At 44.8% G+C, this 19,440-nt stretch carries 15 protein-coding genes and 2 tRNA genes; 4 read left to right on the forward strand and 13 right to left on the reverse strand.

Annotation, left to right across the window (positions count from 1 at the left end; genetic code table 11):
- Positions 1-39 precede the first annotated feature (39 nt).
- The 3 genes from coaE to ACHZES_RS03485 form a co-directional block, all read right to left on the reverse strand.
- Positions 40-621 (reverse strand): dephospho-CoA kinase, encoded by a 582-nt coding sequence (gene coaE, locus ACHZES_RS03475; protein WP_038281783.1) that lies wholly within the window; start codon positions 619-621, stop codon positions 40-42.
- A gap of 108 nt (positions 622-729) precedes the next feature.
- Complete coding sequence (gene polA / locus ACHZES_RS03480) at positions 730-3,282, reverse strand: DNA polymerase I (RefSeq protein ID WP_395547901.1); 2,553 nt, start codon at positions 3,280-3,282, stop codon at positions 730-732.
- 72 nt (positions 3,283-3,354) lie between these two features.
- On the reverse strand, positions 3,355-3,702 hold the full coding sequence (locus tag ACHZES_RS03485) for an anti-sigma factor (protein WP_038281781.1): 348 nt from the start codon (positions 3,700-3,702) through the stop codon (positions 3,355-3,357).
- Between the two features lie 133 nt (positions 3,703-3,835).
- Here ACHZES_RS03485 and ACHZES_RS03490 point away from each other — a divergent pair.
- A tRNA-Leu gene (locus ACHZES_RS03490) sits at positions 3,836-3,918 on the forward strand.
- Between the two features lie 210 nt (positions 3,919-4,128).
- The gene (locus tag ACHZES_RS03495; protein ID WP_395547900.1) at positions 4,129-4,971 is read left to right on the forward strand and encodes a DUF4163 domain-containing protein; all 843 of its coding nucleotides are present in this window, start codon (positions 4,129-4,131) and stop codon (positions 4,969-4,971) included.
- A gap of 170 nt (positions 4,972-5,141) precedes the next feature.
- On the opposite strand, the gene ACHZES_RS03500 is transcribed toward ACHZES_RS03495, so the two are convergent.
- Positions 5,142-5,408: a hypothetical protein gene (locus ACHZES_RS03500; protein ID WP_330372953.1), complete on the reverse strand. Its 267-nt coding sequence runs from the start codon at positions 5,406-5,408 to the stop codon at positions 5,142-5,144.
- Positions 5,409-5,483: 75 nt separating this feature from the next.
- Here ACHZES_RS03500 and upp point away from each other — a divergent pair, with 75 nt between their 5' ends.
- Complete coding sequence (gene upp, locus ACHZES_RS03505) at positions 5,484-6,113, forward strand: uracil phosphoribosyltransferase (protein WP_025232901.1); 630 nt, start codon at positions 5,484-5,486, stop codon at positions 6,111-6,113.
- An 81-nt stretch (positions 6,114-6,194) separates the two neighbouring features.
- Here the strand turns inward: upp and ACHZES_RS03510 are convergent, their stop codons facing one another.
- The 8 genes from ACHZES_RS03510 to ACHZES_RS03545 form a co-directional block, all read right to left on the reverse strand.
- Positions 6,195-7,523 carry a sodium-dependent transporter gene (locus ACHZES_RS03510; RefSeq protein ID WP_154520531.1) on the reverse strand — a complete coding sequence of 443 codons (1,329 nt, stop codon included), beginning with the start codon at positions 7,521-7,523 and terminating at the stop codon, positions 6,195-6,197.
- An 11-nt stretch (positions 7,524-7,534) separates the two neighbouring features.
- Positions 7,535-8,218, reverse strand: coding sequence for a UDP-N-acetylglucosamine pyrophosphorylase (locus ACHZES_RS03515; RefSeq protein ID WP_038281772.1), 684 nt, complete (start codon positions 8,216-8,218; stop codon positions 7,535-7,537).
- An 11-nt stretch (positions 8,219-8,229) separates the two neighbouring features.
- Positions 8,230-10,353, reverse strand: a complete 2,124-nt coding sequence (locus tag ACHZES_RS03520) for a DNA topoisomerase (protein WP_395547899.1) — start codon at positions 10,351-10,353, stop codon at positions 8,230-8,232.
- A 77-nt stretch (positions 10,354-10,430) separates the two neighbouring features.
- Positions 10,431-11,321: a DMT family transporter gene (locus tag ACHZES_RS03525; protein ID WP_038281767.1), complete on the reverse strand. Its 891-nt coding sequence runs from the start codon at positions 11,319-11,321 to the stop codon at positions 10,431-10,433.
- 78 nt (positions 11,322-11,399) lie between these two features.
- Positions 11,400-12,458, reverse strand: coding sequence for an aldose epimerase family protein (locus ACHZES_RS03530; RefSeq protein ID WP_038281765.1), 1,059 nt, complete (start codon positions 12,456-12,458; stop codon positions 11,400-11,402).
- A 67-nt stretch (positions 12,459-12,525) separates the two neighbouring features.
- Positions 12,526-13,614 (reverse strand): aspartate-semialdehyde dehydrogenase, encoded by a 1,089-nt coding sequence (gene asd / locus ACHZES_RS03535; RefSeq protein WP_395547898.1) that lies wholly within the window; start codon positions 13,612-13,614, stop codon positions 12,526-12,528.
- A gap of 160 nt (positions 13,615-13,774) precedes the next feature.
- Positions 13,775-16,009: a DNA topoisomerase (ATP-hydrolyzing) subunit A gene (locus ACHZES_RS03540; protein WP_395547897.1), complete on the reverse strand. Its 2,235-nt coding sequence runs from the start codon at positions 16,007-16,009 to the stop codon at positions 13,775-13,777.
- Between the two features lie 12 nt (positions 16,010-16,021).
- A complete protein-coding gene (locus tag ACHZES_RS03545; RefSeq protein WP_038281760.1) occupies positions 16,022-17,941 on the reverse strand; it encodes a type IIA DNA topoisomerase subunit B in 1,920 nt (639 codons plus the stop codon).
- Positions 17,942-18,096: 155 nt separating this feature from the next.
- Between ACHZES_RS03545 and ACHZES_RS03550 the strand changes: the two genes are divergently transcribed.
- Positions 18,097-18,167 (forward strand) — tRNA-Gly (locus tag ACHZES_RS03550).
- Between the two features lie 98 nt (positions 18,168-18,265).
- On the opposite strand, the gene ACHZES_RS03555 is transcribed toward ACHZES_RS03550, so the two are convergent.
- Entirely contained in the window at positions 18,266-19,426 is a 1,161-nt protein-coding gene (locus ACHZES_RS03555; RefSeq protein WP_395547896.1) for a tyrosine-type recombinase/integrase, read from the reverse strand.
- Between the last annotated feature and the right edge of the window lie 14 nt (positions 19,427-19,440).

The following is a 19,440-nucleotide window of genomic DNA, read 5'->3' on the forward strand; positions in this document are numbered from 1 at the left end:
TTTTCAGACCTGCTTTTTAGGGAACATTCCCGCAGGGTGTTACCCTCTACTTCTCAATATTTCAGCCAGCTGGCGTTTTACATCTTCCATGGAGCCGTTATTTTCAATCACCCGCGTACAGCGGTTTAAAAACTCAGATTCAGAGGCTTGACTCGCTATAATACGTTCCGAATGCTCTCTCGTATAGCCCCTGTTTTCCTCCAAACGGCGGATCCGGTTCTCCTTTGATGCACGGACGTACCACATTTCCTCCCAGCTGTCATCCATTTTTTCGTCCATAATTGCAAATTCTACCACAATAAGCCCTGCTTGGGAAGTAGCAATTTTATCCCTGATGGTTTTCCATACCATAGGGTGAATGATTCCATCTACGGTTTTTCTTGCCCTGTCATCCTGAAAGATGCGTGCGGCCAAAGCCTTACGGTCAATGGTTCCATCGGGGTTTAGAAGGTCTTCCCCCAAGGCTGATTTAACAGCCAGATAGCCTTCTTCTCCCGGCTCCATGAGCTCATGGGCCACTTCATCCGCTTTGATTACTTCCGCACCGTACGTCTCTTTTAAAATGGAAAGAACCAGACTTTTTCCGGCTCCGACTCCTCCGGTCAATCCAATCACTCTCATCCTGTCACCAACCCTTTATTCTCGTAAAGGCCGCAAGCCAAACGGACATGCCTGCATGACCATCTGGCGGCGGCCCATATAATACGTTGTAGCCTGCTGCGAGGTATTTTACTTTGCATCAAACCAGGAGTCACCTACATTGGCCTCTACCTCGAGGGACACTGCAAGGTCCGCTGCATGTTTCATTTCTTCCGCAAGAAGCTCTTTTACCTTATCAACCTCATTCTGATATGCTTCAATGAGAAGCTCATCATGAACCTGAAGGACGATCCTGGACTTTAATCCCTGTTTTCTTAGGGCATTGTCCACCCGGATCATAGCAATCTTAATAATATCTGCCGCAGTACCCTGGATCGGTGAATTCATGGCGACCCGCTCTCCAAAGGAGCGCTGCATGAAGTTTGAGGATTTTAACTCAGGAACGGGACGGCGTCTGCCAAACATGCTGACCGCATAGCCCTGTTCTTTCGCCTCAGATACAAGGTCGTCTAAAAACGTCTTCACACCCGGATAGGTTTCAAAATATTTGCTGATATATTCCGAAGCTTCTTTTCTGGTAATGCTTAAGCCCTCGCTCAGTCCAAAGGAGCTGATCCCATATACAATACCAAAGTTAACGGCCTTTGCGTTCCTTCTCTGAAGCGGAGTCACCTCATTTAGGGGTACATGAAACACCTGGGAAGCCGTGATGGCATGGATATCCTCTGCCTGTCGGTAAGCATCAATCAGACGCTGGTCCCCTGACATATGAGCCAGCACCCTAAGTTCAATCTGAGAATAGTCCGCATCAACAAACCGGCAGCCCTCCTGAGGTACAAAAACTTTCCTGATTTCCCTTCCCAACTCCACGCGGACCGGAATATTCTGTAAATTAGGCTCTGTGCTGCTGATTCTTCCCGTAGCCGTAATGGTTTGGTTAAAGGTTCCGTGAATCCTCTCATCCGGCCCAATATAAGCTGCCAACCCGTCCGCGTAGGTAGAATTTAATTTCGTCAGCTGTCTGTAATCCAGAATTAAGTTGACCGCAGGCCAGTCAGGCGCCAGCTTTTCCAATACATCCGCTGCCGTTGAATAACCGGTTTTTGTCTTTTTCCCTCCCGGAATCTTCATACGGTCAAAGAGAACTTCTCCCAACTGCTTAGGAGAATTGATATTAAAGGTTTCTCCTGTTTCTTCATATATCTTCTGCTCCAGCTCCGCAATGCGGACCTTTAAGCGATCACCATATTCCTTCAAGCGTTCCCTTTCCACACGGATTCCTGCTTCTTCCATGTGAAACAGGCTGTAGATCAATGGCATTTCGATCTCATAAAACAGCTTATCCATGCGTTCCTTTTCCAATGACTCGTGAAGCAGGTCATGGCATTTTAAGGCAACATAAGACATATAGCAAATGCAGGAAACAGCTTTTTCCCTGTTTTCTTCCAGAGCACGTTTAAAGGAGCTTTTTCCTATAAGTTCTGTTTTTGACGGGATGGAGAGATCTAAGTAATCCTCCGCCAGATCATTGTATTCATAGGAATCCTTTAACGGATCTAACAGATATCCGGCAACTCCTGCATCAAATACCGGACTATCCAGCGTAAGCTTTAAAAACGCCAGCTGGCTCTTTAAGTGAAGGACGGTTGTCTGTCCTGCTCTTTTACAAATTTCCTCTGCTTTCTCTGCCAGATATTGCGGACTAAGTTCCCCCGCAGAAATGAAGCAGTAGCACTCCGTCTCACTGAGGCAAAGTGACAGGGCTGACACAGCCTTGTCCTCAACCACCAGCTGAAGCCCCAGCCGGCACCCCTCCCCGCACTTTAAGAATATGGTTTCAGCTTCCGAAAGGTCTGTTACGGCATGAAAACCAGATTCCAAGGACGGTTCCTCATCCTCTCCAGGGAAAACAGCCGGAACGAAATCCATATCAATAATTTTCTGAATCTCTGCCTGCTCAATAGTTTTCGTGTAATCCAGGTGGATATCGCAATCCCTTCGAAGAGAAGCAAATTCTTCCTTCTGCTTTATCGCTTCCTGATTCCCGGTAAGCGCATCTTTGATTCTCTGAGATCCTATTTCTTCTATGTGGTCATAAATTTTTTCTACGTTGTGATACTCTCTTATTAACTGACAGGCGGTTTTCTCGCCTATCCCCCAATCACCGGCCAGTGCAAAAACTCCGGCCAGGGACTCCGGCTCCAGGCCAAATTCTTCCCGTATAAGCTCTACGGAGTAGGACTTAAACTCCAGCCCCCCTTCTTTAACAACCGGAATCTTAAGGGTCACATGCTCTTCCACTGCCTGCAAAAGCTTTCGTTCCCCAGACAGAAGTAGAATTTCCCTCTCTTCTTCCTGGCACCTTTTTGCCAGTGAAGCCAGAATATCGGCGGAAGCATATCCTTCCTTATCCAAAACAGGAATATCCAGAGAGACCAACGCCTCCCTTAAGCGCTCTTCCTCCTTTAATAGCCCTTCATACACCGCTGTGTTTTTATACATCTCCTTACAGCTGCCTTCTGTTTTGGAATCAAAGGCCACAGCCAGAAAGTCCGCTTCTTTTGCCTCTAAAAGCTTCACGATCAGATTTTGAATGCCTCTCGCTCCATTGGAAGGAAGTCCAAAAAAAGCGTTCCTTAGCATACTGCTTCCATCTACTAAAACTATATTTTTTCTATTCATGTTACCTCTTTCCTGCCCATGCTCTTTGGGCATAAAGGTATACCCGGTATACCCATTGTGCACGTTCTCCCATCATAGTAAGCCCCACTGCAACCAGATCCGGCATTGCAGAAGGACCGTGAGAAACAGTGCCATTACACTTATCGTAGCCACCGCATACCTGGCAATTTTAATGCACTGTATAACCTGAAGCCTTTGTCTGGACTGTTCTATGGTTGCCTCCAGCGCTCCTTTTATATTATAATTCCCTGTTTCGGAATCCAGCTGCCTGATTCCCACGTCCACAGTAAAGTATATTTCCAGTTCCTCCCGGCAATCCGGACAGGACTCCATATGTTCCAGAAATTTACTTAACTCTTCATCTGTCAATTCATCATTGATGTATGGCATGACCAGACGTTCTGCTTCCTTACATGTCATGGTCCAGACACCTCCTTAATTACATCTTTTGTCTATCATACAATATATTTAACTCATTTTCAATTTAATAATCGCAAAAAAACACTTGCCAAATGGAAAATCCTATGATAAAATAATGAGCGTTGTAAGAAAGGCCGGCATGTCGGAATGGCAGACGAGGCGGACTCAAAATCCGTTGATGGCAACATCGTGTGGGTTCAAGTCCCACTGCCGGCACTACACCCTTGGCAGGGAGCAAGGCTCTGGAAAGCTGAAAAAGTTCAGTTTTCCAGAGCCTTTTCTCTATTCTGCGTCTTGTACATCTCTTCGCAGCTTGACTTCTAAAATTTTCCTATATTTTTCTTAATTCGACGGAAATCACAGGCACATCTGCTATATTTGTGATATACTGTAGAAAAATCCGCAATACAAAAGGGAGGTAATCCTATGAAACGAAATAATGTTATCCCAGCCCTTTTCATCGGCTGCACCCTTATTTTAAGCGGCTGCGGGCAAAAAAATTATGTTAAAACAGACTTACCAGCCACCTCCGCCGCTGCATCCGGAGAAACCATGTCCGCTGCCACAGAAGCATCAGAACCTGTAAAAATCGAAAACCCGGATACCCAGGCTCAGCAGACGGAATCAGGCACGAACACCTCTGCCGCCGGCATCACTGCTGCCCTCCACACCTATAAGGAGGGAAACGTTTCCATTCAGTATCCAGCCGTCTCCGGATTGGATGATGGTGCTATGGAAGAAAAAATCAATGCTCTGTTAAAAAGCAATGCCCTTGAGATATTAAAAGCCTATTCTGTCAGCGGGGAAAAGGACAGCCTTTCTCTTACAGCAAAAGTAAACTCCGTAGACAGGAAGCGCATCACAGTTGTATATACCGGACTTTTTTCCGGGGATGGTGCAGCGCATCCGATTAATTTGTTTTTTACTAACACGGTTGATCTGTCTCTGGCAAAGGATCTAAGCCTCACGGATTATGTGGACCCCAATGCGCTGGCTGAATACATCCGTTCTGATGACTGTCAGCTCTATGATGCCACTCCTGAACTTACGGAAGCCCTGATCCCTTATTTGGCTCAAACCAGCCTGGAAACCTATACAAAGATGTTCCAAAAAGCGGATTTTCCTATGGAGGCAGCATCTTCAGGCCACACTCCTGCCTTTCCGGAATCCTTTAGCTATGAAGATCGCGGCACCATTATTATTTCCATTCCGGTACCCCATAGTCTGGGTGATTTTGCGCTAATAAAATATACTCCTGAGACAAAATAGGAAAAATAGTTGCCTTTTACCTCGTTCTCTGTTAAAATAGGACGGAAAATAAAAGGAATTGGGGTAGAAAAATGAGTAACAACGAAAAACTGACCACCCGAGATTATCTGCTCAGTATCCAGCATCTGTTCACCGCCTTTGGTGTAACCGTGCACAGTCATACTGACAAGTCACAATCCATCGCTGGCATTACTTTCCACAGGTGCCGGCAACTTAATATTCCACTGCTGTACTAAATTTAAGGTTCCTGTATTTCCTGGTTCCTCCTTCGCTTTTCTGGCCGCTGCCACCGCAGTTATCCGGCCGGAAGGAACCGTGATCCCAGGAAACGTACCTTTAGCACAGGGTGGAATTATTTTCGCCCTGGGAGGAACATTACGACTAACGGTACTGTTGCATGGAAAAACTTTTAAAGGAAAGCAAATCGTTGTTCTCATAAACCTCATATTACCGGTAACCCCTGATACTCTAAGAGAATAAAGAAAGGATTTAAAACAATTATGGACTTTTCAATGGACAATGTAACCGTTTTTACTCACCCGCTTATTCAGCACAAGATCTCTATTTTAAGAGATAAGAGGACAGGCACCAATGAGTTCCGTGCCCTCATCGAAGAAATCGCAATGCTGATGGGATTTGAGGCCTTAAGAGATCTCCCCTTACAGGATGTAGAGGTGGAAACTCCCATTGAGACCTGTATGACTCCTATGATTGCCGGCAAAAAAATGGCTGTCGTTCCGATCCTTCGTGCAGGACTGGGCATGGTCAACGGAATCCTGGCTTTGGTTCCCTCAGCAAAGGTAGGCCACATCGGTCTGTACCGGGATGAAGTTACCCATGAGCCTCACGAATACTACTGTAAGCTGCCAAGCCCAATCGAGCAGAGAACCATTGTTGTGACAGATCCCATGCTGGCAACCGGCGGTTCCGCAGTAGCCGCTGTGGATTTCATCAAACAGCATGGCGGAAGAAACATCAAATTCATGGCCATTATCGCTGCTCCGGAAGGCTTAAAGAGACTTCGTGAGGCACATCCTGACATACAGATCTATATCGGACATCTGGACCGCCAGTTAAATGATAACGCCTATATCTGTCCTGGTCTTGGAGATGCAGGAGACAGAATCTTCGGTACAAAATAACAGACCACAAAGAACCACAAAAAACGCGCTTTGATCCGGCATATCCTGCCACTTCAAAGCGCGTTTCTTATTAACTTTATTTTATCCGATTCCTTTATATAGAATACTAAGTGCGAACACTAACGCAGCAAGGAAAACATAGACGTATTTGGCAGTAAAAAGATAAGCGGCCCCTAAAGGCTTCTTCCTTCCCCTGTTTAATTCTTCCATAATCTTTCCATCTTTTAATACCCAATAAATCATAATAGAGCATAAAACAGCTCCAAAGGGAACTACGTATATTGTAATCAGATCCATAAAGAATCCCATATAAGGCTCGTATTCAATGAAGAGTCCCGGAATAAACACCGCAGCTCCTACCAAAAAGATAGCCTTTTTACGGGACAAATGCAAGTGAGTCTGTACAGCCTCTGAGCACACCTCAAGCATGTTTACCAGAGAAGTGACTCCTGCAAACAGCACAGAAAGGAAAAACAGCACTGCCACCCATCTTCCTGCCGGAATCATGGAAAAGACCTTTGGTACTGTGATGAACATAAGAGGCGGACCGCTTGCAGGGTCCATCTGGAAAGCAAATACCGCCGGTATGATGGCGAAACCAGCCAATAGGGCAGCAACCGTGTCAAGTAATGCAGTCGTAACGGCTGCCTTGGGTATATCTTCTTTCTTATCCAGATAACTTCCGTAAATAACCATTCCGGAGCCCGTAATGGATAAGGAAAAGAATGCCTGTCCCATAGCCATCACCCAGGTTTCCGGCTTCAGTAAGTACTCCCATCTGGGAACCAGCAGGTATTCATAGCCTGCCAGAGCACCTGGAAGAAAAAAGACCCGGATCGCAATGATCGCAAACAGGATAAAAAAAGACGGCATCATGATTGCATTTACTTTTTCAATCCCCTTTAAAACACCACCTGCAAGCACTGCCACAGTAATGACAACAACAAGGAAATGCCAGGGTACGCTGCCAAATTTTCCTGTCATGCTGGAAAAGTATTCCGTTGCATCCGTATTCATCATCACGCCGCTTAAGGATCCGAATAAATACTTAAGAACCCAGCCTACGATGATGGCATAGCCAATGGCAATGCCAAAAGACCCGATCAAAGGAATTGCTCCAATAAAGGCGCCTCCTTTTTTTCCTCTGGTCTTCATGGCATAGTCGTAAGAACCAATAGGTCCTGTCCCTGTCAGCCTTCCAAAGGCAAACTCACCGGAAAGCCCGACCATACCAAACAAAAACACAAAGCCAAAATACACCAATAAAAAAGCAGCTCCCCCATACTGGCCCAGGCGGTAGGGAAACATCCAGATGTTTCCCATACCTACCGCAGAGCCGACAGAAGCGAGAATAAACCCGATCCTGGAACCAAAGGTTCCATTCTTCGCCGCAGTGTGTTGTTTATCCATTGTACTGTTCCTTATTCCTCAATCATTTTTTTCTCTACGATTTCTCCCTGGTTCTTATAGATGGAGTTAGCATCCACACAACCTCTAACGCAGGAAAGAGGATAAATATTGGATTTCGGTCCAATTACGGTTCCTGGATTCAAGACTGCACCGCAGCCAACTTCCGTGAAATCACCAATGATCGCACCGAATTTCTTAAGTCCTGTCTCAATATCCCCGTCTTCTGCATGAACAGTAACCAAAGACTTGTCGGATTTAACGTTGGAAGCCAGAGAAGAAGCGCCCATATGAGACTTGTAGCCTAAGATGGAATCTCCTACATAGTTATAGTGAGGAACCTGTACGCCATCAAAAAGAATGGAGTTCTTAATTTCAGAAGAGTTTCCTATTACAGCACCTTCTCCAATGATAGCGTTGCCTCTAATAAATGCACAATGACGGATCTGTGCGCCCTTACAGATGATTACATGCTCACCCATACAAGCTGTTGGCGGAAGATTAATGGATTTATGAATCCACACTGCTTTTCCTACGTGAACATACTCATCCTTTGGAAGACGCTCTCCCAGAGAAACAATGAATTCACTGATTTTCGGGATGATTTCCCATGGATAAGTGGTCTGCTCAAATAATAATTTTGCTATCGTATGGGTAGTATCAAATAAATCCTGGTTTGTCATATCTTCTTTTTTCATTTTATAATCTCCTATTTTTGTTTATTATAATTAGCTGCCGCAGCATCAAATACACCATGCAGATCGTAATGATTGTTAAGTCTCAAAACTCCTGCGGTCCGCCCGGCAACAAAATTCTCCAGCTTCTGCATATACTCTTCCGGGGTTATGGACCCCTCGGCCACATAAGTCAGCCCTTTTTCCCAGCTTGCTGTCAATTCCGGATTAAGAAGCTGTCTGATGGAAGCATTGACTACGTCGAAAATCATTTCTCCCAATAGAGTGGGAACAATTACCTGGGTCTTGCTGTTCAAGGAAAGATACTTGATATTGCACAGCTTTTTTAAAATCTCAGCCCGGGTAGCACTGGTTCCTATTCCGCTTCCCTTGATCTGGGCGCGGAGCTCTTCATCTTCTATAAGCTGTCCGGCGTTTTCCATGGCTAAGATCATGGAACCGGAGGTATAGCGCTTGGGAGGGGAGGTTTCTCCTTCTTTAATCGTCAGCTTTTTAAGAGGAAGCTTCATTCCTTTTTTCAGAGTGCCAAGCATGGCAACGAATGCGGGATTATCCATTTGATTCTGAGAGGACTCCTGGTTGTTCTCCTCTTGTCCATTGTCCTCAGATGGCGCTTCGCCGTTTCCTTCATCCTGCTGCTTCTTTTTTCCCCAGGACACGTCTGCGACTTTTAAATATCCCGCTTCCAGCATGACCCGGAAATTAGCATAAAAATGTTCCTTTCCCGGCTCCTGATTCGGGGCTGGATCTGAAACGGGGCCTGTATCCGCCACAAGCTCCAAAGCATACTTCTGATAAATAGCCGGCGGATAAAAGACACTTATAAATCTTCTCGCTATGACTTCATAAACCTTCAATGTCAGGGGAGACAGTCCCCTCAACGCGCCAAGTCCCTGACCGGTGGGTATGATGGCATAATGGTCCGTGATCTGCTTATCATTGACGTACCTGGTTTTTTCAATTGTCTTAAAAGAGCCCTTCTCCATAACCTCTGCCGCTGCTTCTGCCAAAGGTTCAAAGCCCTTAAGTCCGGCTATGTTCTTATGGATCTCCTTTGCAACCGCCGTGGATAATACTCTGGCATCGGTTCTTGGGTAAGTGACCAGTTTCTTTTCATAAAGCTCTTGAACCTGCTTTAGGGTCTCATCAGGACTGATCTTAAACATCTTAGAGCAGTCATTCTGAAGCTCAGCCAGATTGTAAAGCAATGGAGGGTTCTTTGTTTCCTTTTTCTTTTCGATGGAAGCAACGGTTCCTTCCATGGGATCCATGAATGACAGGGTGTTTATCAGCTCTTCTGCATACTTTCGTTCCTTAAAGCCGTTTTCCTTATAAAGGAACGGGGATTCAAAGTACTTGGACCCAGGAGCGCTTCTCCACTCCCCATCAAAATCCATACCCGACAATTCGGGGTTCGCCGCATCCTCTCTGGAAAAGGTTCCGATTACACGGTAAAACGGAGTTTTAACAAAATCCCTGACCTCTCGCTCTCTCCGCACCACCATTCCCATGACACAGGTCATGACCCGGCCGACGGATATTACCGTATTCTTCCCGCTTTTTAAGTAATTGGAAATATGCTGGCCATATCTTAGTGTAAGCAATCGGGAAAAATTAATTCCCATGAGATAATCTTCTTTTGCCCTTAAATAGGCTGAGGCTGAAAGATTATCGTATTCGGATTCATCCTTTGCTTCCCGTATACCTCTTAAAATCTCATCCTCTGTCTGGGAATCAATCCACACACGTTTCTGCTTCTTGTCCCTCACTCCTGCCATTTGCGCCACCAGGCGGTATATGTACTCTCCTTCCCGCCCGGAGTCCGTGCATACATAAATGGTATCCACATCAGGACGGTTTAGCAGACTGCTAACAATTTTAAATTGTTTTTCAGCGTTTGGAATCACCTCGTACTTAAATTCCTTGGGAAGAAAAGGAAGGGTGGATAGACTCCACCGCTTAAATTTGGGATCATAGCTTTCCGGATAGCTCATCGTTACCAGATGCCCTACGCACCAGGTAATGATCACCTGATCCGATTCTATATATCCATCCCTGCGCCTTCCGTTCGCCTTTAAAGCATTGGCAAACTCTTGGGCTACACTTGGTTTTTCTGCAATGTATAACGATTTCGACATATATCTCCCTACCGCTTTATGATAGTAACCTGTTCATTATAACACTAAAATTCATGAATGGCAAATCTTTCTGATAACTATGCGTTCGCGGAACCTTTCCTTTTATATTCAGATAAGATGACGGAGGCGAACATCAGCACACATCCTGCCGCCAGTTTTATCGTCACCTGCTCCCCCAAAAACAGAACGGAAAACATCAGGCCGAATACAGCTTCAAAGGATAAAATAATGGAGGAAGTATTGGGAGTCAAATGCTTTTGTCCCACATTCTGGAGAAGAAAACAGATCATCGTGCAAAAGATACCCAGATATAACAAACCGGTCATCATAGAAGTGTCAATCACGGTTAAATCTAAGGAACCTTCCAAAAACGGAGCAATTGCCCAGCTTAAGATTGCAGCCAGGACCATCTGGATCACAGTCAGGATAATGGGATCATGGTCTTCGGTATAACGGTCAATAAAAACAATATGAAACGCAAAGAAAAAGCCGCATACCAAAGTCATCAAATCCCCAATATTCACGGAAAGGTCTCCCTCCAGGGACAACAGCGCAAGTCCCAGCACTGCGATTCCTGCTGCCGCCACATTGTTTCGGGAAGGCTTTTTTCTGTTATAAAACCAATGGAGAAATGGAACCAGGATTACGTACAATGTGGTGATAAAGGCATTTTTACTGGCAGTGGTATATTTCAGTCCATAGGTCTGAAAAAGATAACTGACAAATAAAAATACGCCTAAAAGTCCGCCGCACATCAGATCCGATTGATTGATCTTTTTTATCCGCTTCCAGAATACAGCTACCAGCGCAACAGAAGCAATGGTAAAACGTAAAGCCAGCAAGTAAACCGGAGTAACCACTTCCACCGAATTCTTCATCACAACAAAGCCGCTGCCCCATATGATGGTTGTAATAATCAGACCCAAGGCAGATAATGCCTTAATCCCTTTTCCGTCCTGTTTATTCATATGTACACCTAGATGTCCTTTCACATAAGAGCAGGGGCGCAGTCTCCTGCGTCCCTGGTTTATTTTATCTGCTCATTACTATTTGATATTTGAGAACTTGTAAATGGTTGTTGTCTTATATTCTTCGCCGGCTTTTAAGACTGGAGACTGGAATTCCGGTTTATTTACGGAATCAGGATAATACTGGGTTTCAAAGCAATAGCAGCAACGTTTTTCATATACCGCTCCGCCTTTTCCCGTCATATTTTTCAAGAAGTTCGCAGTGTAGAATTGTATTCCAGGAAGGTCAGTATAAACCTCCATCCGGATGCCTGTCTTATCTGATTCCGATGCGGCACACAGGGAAACCTCACCTTGCGGATGGTTTAAGACCCAGTTATGATCATAACCTCCGCCGAATACCAGTGCCTCATAGTCTTCATGGATATCCTGCTCAATGGGTTTCATCACAGTGAAGTCCATAGGGGTTCCCTTAACAGGGGTGAACTCCCCGGTGGGAATCGAGCCTTCATCTGCCCTTGTATATGTATCTGCATCTATCCAGACACGCTGCTTCAAGGTATCTTTGCCATCATGTCCATCCAGGTTGAAATAACTGTGATTGGTAAAGTTTGCTACGGTATCTGCATCGCAGATCATATGGTAGGAAATATCAAGGCTGTTATCCGGTGTAAGTGTATAGGTTATTGTAATGTTTGCATTCCCAGGAAATCCCTGATCTCCATCTGGCGAAAAGAGAGAAAAGCTGACACTGGTTCCAAGGTCATTTTCCTCCGCCTCACTGTCCCAAAGACGGCTCTGGTAAAGATCCGGGCCGCTGTGAAGATTGTTAGGTCCATTATTGGGCTCCAGTTTGTAATCTTTTCCATTAATGGTGAATTTCGCACCTGCAATACGGTTGGCATTCCTTCCGATGGGAGCTCCAAAATGAGGCGGGTTTATAAGATACTCATCCGCACTGTCAAATCCCAGAACCACATCAACTACATTCCCATCCCTGTCAGGCACATTCATATTGACCCAGACTGCACCCAGATTAGTGAAAGAAGCGGAAACTCCGTTTCTATTTACCAGTGTATACAAATACACTTCCCTTCCATCGGGCATGTTTCCCCAAAGCTCTTTCTTGTATGCCATTTTCCTTCCTCCATATATCTTTTTACTTAAAGCTCTCTCCCGGAAGGTCGAGAGCTCTATGATCCAATCATTCTTTGGCTTTGATATATCCTTTTGCGGTTAAAAGCTCTGCTGAGAGAACTGCACCGCCGGCCGCACCGCGGACCGTGTTGTGGGACAGACCCACAAATTTATAATCGTAAACAGAATCTTCTCTTAAACGTCCTACTGAAATTCCCATTCCCTTTTCAAAATCCACATCTAGAGTTACCTGGGGACGGTTATCCTCTTCCAGATACTGTATAAACTGCTTGGGAGCACTAGGAAGATCAAGTTCCTGTGGAAGGCCTTTAAAATTCACCATGCGGTCAATCAATTCCTCTTTGGTAGGTTTTTTGCGGAATTTTACAAATACAGCTGCCGTATGTCCATTTAATACGGGTACCCGGATGCACTGGCAGGTGATGACCGGTTCACTGGCTTTAACGATCTCTCCGTTTTCAATCTTTCCCCAGAGGCGAAGAGGTTCCTGCTCGCTCTTTTCTTCTTCTCCTCCTATATAAGGAATGATGTTTTCTACCATCTCCGGCCAGTCTTTAAAGGTCTTTCCGGCTCCGGAGATTGCCTGATAGGTGGTAGCCACCACTTCATATGGTTCAAATTCCTTCCAGGCGGTCAAAACAGGTGCATAACTTTGGATCGAGCAGTTGGGTTTAACCACAATGAATCCACGGTCCGTGCCCAGACGCTTTTTCTGATCCTCAATGACTTCAAAATGCTCAGGATTGATCTCAGGCACCACCATAGGAACATCCGGTGTCCACCGATGGGCGCTGTTATTGGATACAACCGGTGTTCCGGTCTTTGCATATGCTTCCTCAATGGCCTTTATTTCTTCCTTGGTCATATCCACAGCGCTGAAAACAAAATCAACACTTGCGGCAACTGATTCCACTTCATTTACATTCATGACAGTTAGATTTTTTACGGCCTCAGGCATTGGAGTGGTCATTTTCCAGCGGCCGCCCACTGCTTCCTCATAAGTTCTGCCAGCAGAACGAGGACTTGCTGCCACTGTCACCACCTCATACCATGGATGATTCTCCAGAAGAGAAATAAATCTCTGTCCCACCATACCGGTTGCTCCTAAAACGCCAACTCGCAATCTTTTTTCCATCGCTTTCTCCTCTTTTCTTTTCATTTTGTATTCTTATCATATGCTAAATTCTTAACTATCCTATAACAAAGTGAAAAAAAAATCAATATTTATTCGTCAGAAAAATACATTTGTGCGCCACGGGCGTACATTTCTTAAAAGTGTATGCTGCAGCCAAGCATTAAAGGCGTACCTTGCTGCCCTTTCCGTCACGTTTTCCGATCTTCAGCCGGTTTAAATGGACCTCTTTTTCCTTGTAATGAATGATAGGATCCTCGCCTAAAAGATATACAGTCTCCAGTTCTTCACCAGGCGCCAGCTTGATTCCCCGCACACCTCTTGCATTCTTCTTCATCTCAGGAATCTCTTCCGTCTGGAAACGTAAAAATACGCCTGCCGACGTCTGCAGCACCACATCCGTCTGTCCTTCCACAACCTGAACGCTGATGACCCCATCTTCGTCCTGAAGCTTAGTAGCCGCTACAGTCCTGTTATTTGTTTCAAATTCCTCGCCCGGTACCAGTTTTACAAGGGCTTGTCTGGTAGCGAATAAAAATTTACGGTTCTTGAAGCTCTGTGCATGGCATAGGTGTATGATCTCTTCCTTTGCCCCATCAAACTTGCTTAAATTATCTATAGGTGTCCCTTTATCCCGCAGCTTGCCGCCTGGGATATCCAGGACCTTCACCTGATGTAAGTTTCCTGTATTGGTGAAGATACATATTTTATCCGTATTCAGACAGTTTACCACATAAGGATTCTCTGTTTCAATGGTTTCTTTGTTTCTTTCGTAGGTATTCTTATCAAGCACCTTACAGTAGCCAAAACGGTCCATGACAAAGGTGACCTCTGATACGGCGACTGCGTCTTCCTCATAAACTGCTTCCCTGCCATCCTCAATAAGAGTCCTTCTTGGAGTCGAATATTCGGCTTTGATATTGTCCAAGTCTTTTTTAATGACTGCATCCATATTTTTGCGGCTGGACAGGATTTTTTCATATTCAGCGATTTTAGCAAGCGTTTCCTTATACTCCTTTTCCAACTGAAGGATCTCTAAGCCGATCAACTTGTAAAGACGCATTTCCAGAATGGCTCCCGCCTGTTTTTCCGTAAAGCACAGCTTCTTCGCATCCTCTTCAAATCCCTTGACCCGGAAATTAATATTGGAGATATCCCCGGTCATCAGACAGTTCTTTGCGTCTTTTAAGTTCTTGGAACCTCTCAAAACTGCGATGATCAAGTCAATGACGTCACAAGCTTTTATAAGGCCTTCCCGGATCTCTTTCTTCTCTAACTCTTTTTCCAAAAGGGTCTGATATTTTCTGGTAGCATTTTTATATTGAAAATCCAGGTAGTTTTTAAGGATTCCCTTTAAATCCAGGGTTTCCGGGCGCCCGCCTGCAATGGCCAGCATGTTGACTCCAAAGGTATCTTCCAGCTTTGTTTTCTTATAAAGGATGTTGCGGATTTTCTCCACATCTGCATCCTTTCTCAGCTCCAGAACAATCCTGATCCCATCTTTGTTGGACTGGTTGGAAATATCTACCACATCCGTAAGCTTTTTGCTCTCAACCAGGTCTGCCACATCGATCAGAAATTTATTGATTCCGGCTCCCACCATGGTGTAGGGGATCTCAGTGATTACCAGTTTATCCTTATCTGCCTTTCGTTTTCCAAGCTCCACTTCTATTTTGCCTCTGAGCTTGATTTTTCCTGCACCGGTTTCGTAAATGGCAGGTAGATCACTTTTATTAGCTATAATACCGCCAGTGGGAAAATCCGGCCCAGGTAAATACTCCATTAATTCCTGAATGGAAATATCCGGATTGTCAATATACGCACGAACCGCATCTAACACTTCACCAAGGTTGTGGGGGGGAATGCTGGTGCTCATGCCTACCGCAATCCCTTCCGCCCCGTTGATCAGTAAGTTCGGAACCCTAACGGGAAGAACTTCCGGTTCCTTTTCCGTTTCATCATAATTTGGAACAAACTCGACCGTCTTATCTAAGTCCTTTAAATAGACTTCTTCCGCAAATTTTTCCAGCCTGGCTTCCGTGTAACGCATGGCTGCCGCCCCGTCTCCCTCAATGGAACCAAAGTTTCCGTGGCCGTTGACCAGAGGCATCCCCTTTTTAAATATCTGGGACATGACTACCAAAGTTTCGTAAATGGAGCTGTCTCCATGGGGATGGTATTTACCCATGGTATCACCCACGATACGCGCCGACTTCCGGTGGGGCTTATCATGATTTAAATGAAGCTCGCTCATGTCATATAATACTCGCCGCTGTACCGGCTTTAATCCGTCTCTTGCATCCGGGATCGCTCTGGCTGTGATTACGCTCATGGAATAATTCATGTAGCTCTTCTGCATTTCCTCGGAATACTCTGTTTTAATGATTTTTTCTGCCATTACTCCTTCTCCTTACGCGTCAATCTCAGCTTCATCCGCATGCTCATAGATAAACTGCCGCCTTGGAGGCACATCACTTCCCATGAGCATTTCAGTTATTTCCGAAGCCATACGGGCATCCTCGATTTCCACCTGTTTCAGCACCCGCCTTTCAGGGTCCAGAGTGGTTTCCCACAGCTGTTCTGCATCCATTTCTCCAAGTCCCTTATACCGCTGCAGGGTAAATTCTCCCGTATGGGTTCTGCGGTAGCGCTCCAGCTCCTTTTCATCATATAGGTACTGTTCTGCTCCCCGCTTTGGAATCACTTTAAACAGAGGCGGCATGGCAATAAATACATGTCCGTTATAAATAAGCTCCGGCATAAACCGGTATAAAAAGGTGAGAAGAAGGGTGTCGATATGGCTTCCATCCACATCGGCATCGGTCATAAGAATGATTTTATGATACCGCAGCTTTGAAATATCAAAATCATTGCCATATCCTTCTGAAAAGCCGCAGCCAAAGGTATTGATCATGGTCTTGATCTCCGCATTGGCCAGAACCTTGTCCATAGAGGCCTTTTCTACGTTTAATATCTTTCCTCGGATCGGAAGAATGGCTTGATGCTGCCTGTTACGGGCCGTTTTCGCAGAACCGCCCGCAGAATCTCCCTCTACGATAAAAATTTCACATTCTTTGGCGTCCCGGCTTTCACAGTTTGCCAGCTTCCCGTTGCTGTCAAAGGAAAACTTAGACTTAGAAAGCATGTTGGTTTTCGCCTTCTCTTCTGCTTTACGGATCTTTGCAGACTTTTCCGCACAGCCGATCACTGCTTTTAAGACTTCCAGATTTCGGTCAAAATATCGCTGAAGCTCATCTCCTGCCACAGTAAATACCGCCTTTGTGGCATCAGCGCTTGCAAGCTTTGTCTTAGTTTGTCCTTCAAAAATGGGATCCGGATGCTTTACTGCCACCACGGCTGTTAAACCGTTTCTCGTATCGGCTCCTGTAAAGTTGGCATCCTTTTCTTTTAAGATACCCAGTTCTCTTGCATAGTTATTGATCATTTGAGTGAAGCGGGTCTTAAATCCAGCTAAGTGGGTTCCCCCTTCCTGGGTGAAAATATTGTTACAGAAGCCAAGGATATTCTCCTCAAAGGTATCCACAAACTGCAGGGAAGCCTCCACTTCAACCTTATCCAGGGTTCCCTTAAAATAAATCGGATCGTGAATTGCATCCTTCCCGGAATTTAACTCCCTTACATAAGCGATAATTCCATCCGGTTCATGATAAATGACGGTCTCCTCTTCTCCCTGCCTTTTGTTGACATAGGTGATATGAAGCTCCGGATTCAAATACGCGGTTTCATGAAGACGGCTTTTTAACCATTCCGCTTTAAAACGGATCCGTTCAAAAATCTCACTGTCAGGCAGGAAGTTGATTTCTGTTCCTGTCTCCTTTGTTTTTCCTAACGTGGGAAGCAGGCCATCCACCAGATCTACCGTTGGTATGCCCCGCTCATATTCGTCGTAATGAATCAGACCATTCTTATATATTTTAATTTTCATGTGGGCAGACAGGGCGTTCACAACCGAGGAACCGACTCCGTGTAGGCCGCCGCTGGTCTTGTAGGCGTCATTATCAAATTTACCGCCTGCATGAAGGGTAGACAGTACGACTCGCTCTGCCGATATTCCCTTTTTATGCATCTCTACCGGAATTCCTCGTCCAGCATCCTTTACGGTACAGGATCCATCTGCTTCCAGGGTGACCCATATCTGACTGCAAAAACCGGCAAGATGCTCGTCTACCGCGTTATCTACAATCTCATAAATCAAATGGTTCAATCCCTTTGTCCCAACACTGCCTATATACATGCCCGGACGTTTTCGAACCGCCTCAAGGCCTTCCAATACGGTAATACTATCCGCATTATACTGTGCTTTTGCCATGTTACTCCTCCACATCTGGTATTATCATTTCCCATTATACAATGCCTTTTCCAGTTTTGGCAAGTTTCTGGCATTTATTTTGATAAATTCATAAAAAAGTATTGAACTTTTCCAACACCCTATGCTATAATGTAAAACGTATCGAATGAGAATATGCAGATATAGTTCATTGGTAGAACATCAGCTTCCCAAGCTGAGGAGGCGGGTCCGATTCCCGTTATCTGCTTTAAACCTTTTATTTACAAGGAAAAAGAGGGCTTCCAAAATAATTTGGATAGTCCTCTTTTTTTGACTTGACACCACTTTGACACCACTTCTATTTTTTTACAGTATTTTTTCGATCTTTTTCATTTCCTCGGCTTTCGTATCGGGCAGTACATGCGAATATAAATCTGCAGTCATGGCAAGGCTGCTATGGCCTAAGATCACCTGCATGACCTTTAATGGAATTCCCTGTTCCAGGCCTCTTGTGGCAAATGTATGGCGTAAGGTATGTGGGGTTATTGGATCGAATTCTATACCATCTTTCTTGATCTTATTGGCGATTTTTTTCATGTCCACCCGGATCCCCGTATCCCAAAATGCTCCGCCATCTTCATAAGTTAAGACCATATTCTTTAGGTTATCTTCTTCTTTCCATTTTTCGCCCAGTTTTAACCGGTTTTCAAGCTGCCTATGCCTGATATTTTTCAGAAGTTCTTCTATATTATTAAGCATCGGTATATCTCTCCGGCTGCTCTCTGTCTTCGGGCTATCCTTGTACCGGCCTGATCCCTCACGAAGATATACCAGGGTCCCTGTTACATGGATCAGCTTATTCTTCCAATCTATATCGGACCATTGCAGGCCGGTTATCTCATTGACACGCATTCCCGTTGATAAAGCCATGACGTAAAAATCATAGTATACGGAATCTTTTGCATATTTCAAAAATAACTTCTGCTCTTCCAGTGACATTACCCTTTTTTCACTTTGACCCTTTTTCCTGTATTTGGGAAATACCAGAGCATCAGCCGGGTTATTTATTATTAGCTTATTCTTCTGTGCCTGATTAAACATTCCTGTCAATATAACAAATACAAAATTAACTCTAGACTTGGAGAATCCCTTCTTGTAAAGATCATTAATGATTTTCTGTAAAACCTGCGGCTGAATATCTGTCACTTTTCTTTTGCCCAAGATCGGATTAATATAACTTGCGTAAGATTGCCTATAAGTCTGGATTGTTGAGGCTTTGCTCGTATTATTCTTGTATTGCTCCAACCATGTTTCAAACCAGGCAGAAACCGTAATTTCTTTGGGCTTACAGAAAATTCCATGCTTCAGCTCATATTTCATGTTGTCCATCTTTTCCAGTAAGTCTTTGATATTAATATCATAAATAGTATACCGCTCTCCATCATACTGGAAACGGGCCATGTATCTACCGTCTGAGCGCAGGGTAATTCCTTTCGGTAACGTCTTTCCGTTCTTATCTAATGCCATATCTTCTCACTCCT

This window comes from Lacrimispora sanguinis (genome assembly GCF_044987295.1).
In the GTDB taxonomy this organism is placed as follows: domain Bacteria; phylum Bacillota; class Clostridia; order Lachnospirales; family Lachnospiraceae; genus Lacrimispora; species Lacrimispora celerecrescens_B.

Excerpts from the sequence above, each read along its gene's own strand:
- ACHZES_RS03525 (WP_038281767.1), bottom strand. The coding sequence starts at position 11,321 with ATGAATAAACAGGACGGAAAAGGGATTAAGGCATTATCTGCCTTGGGT.
- ACHZES_RS03510 (WP_154520531.1), bottom strand. The coding sequence starts at position 7,523 with ATGGATAAACAACACACTGCGGCGAAGAATGGAACCTTTGGTTCCAGG.
- ACHZES_RS03500 (WP_330372953.1), bottom strand. The coding sequence starts at position 5,408 with ATGAGAACAACGATTTGCTTTCCTTTAAAAGTTTTTCCATGCAACAGT.
- polA (WP_395547901.1), bottom strand. The coding sequence starts at position 3,282 with ATGAATAGAAAAAATATAGTTTTAGTAGATGGAAGCAGTATGCTAAGG.
- ACHZES_RS03530 (WP_038281765.1), bottom strand. The coding sequence starts at position 12,458 with ATGGCATACAAGAAAGAGCTTTGGGGAAACATGCCCGATGGAAGGGAA.
- ACHZES_RS03485 (WP_038281781.1), bottom strand. The coding sequence starts at position 3,702 with ATGACATGTAAGGAAGCAGAACGTCTGGTCATGCCATACATCAATGAT.
- ACHZES_RS03495 (WP_395547900.1), top strand. The coding sequence starts at position 4,129 with ATGAAACGAAATAATGTTATCCCAGCCCTTTTCATCGGCTGCACCCTT.
- asd (WP_395547898.1), bottom strand. The coding sequence starts at position 13,614 with ATGGAAAAAAGATTGCGAGTTGGCGTTTTAGGAGCAACCGGTATGGTG.
- ACHZES_RS03545 (WP_038281760.1), bottom strand. The coding sequence starts at position 17,941 with ATGGCAAAAGCACAGTATAATGCGGATAGTATTACCGTATTGGAAGGC.
- ACHZES_RS03555 (WP_395547896.1), bottom strand. The coding sequence starts at position 19,426 with ATGGCATTAGATAAGAACGGAAAGACGTTACCGAAAGGAATTACCCTG.
- ACHZES_RS03515 (WP_038281772.1), bottom strand. The coding sequence starts at position 8,218 with ATGAAAAAAGAAGATATGACAAACCAGGATTTATTTGATACTACCCAT.
- ACHZES_RS03540 (WP_395547897.1), bottom strand. The coding sequence starts at position 16,009 with ATGGCAGAAAAAATCATTAAAACAGAGTATTCCGAGGAAATGCAGAAG.
- upp (WP_025232901.1), top strand. The coding sequence starts at position 5,484 with ATGGACAATGTAACCGTTTTTACTCACCCGCTTATTCAGCACAAGATC.
- ACHZES_RS03520 (WP_395547899.1), bottom strand. The coding sequence starts at position 10,353 with ATGTCGAAATCGTTATACATTGCAGAAAAACCAAGTGTAGCCCAAGAG.
- coaE (WP_038281783.1), bottom strand. The coding sequence starts at position 621 with ATGAGAGTGATTGGATTGACCGGAGGAGTCGGAGCCGGAAAAAGTCTG.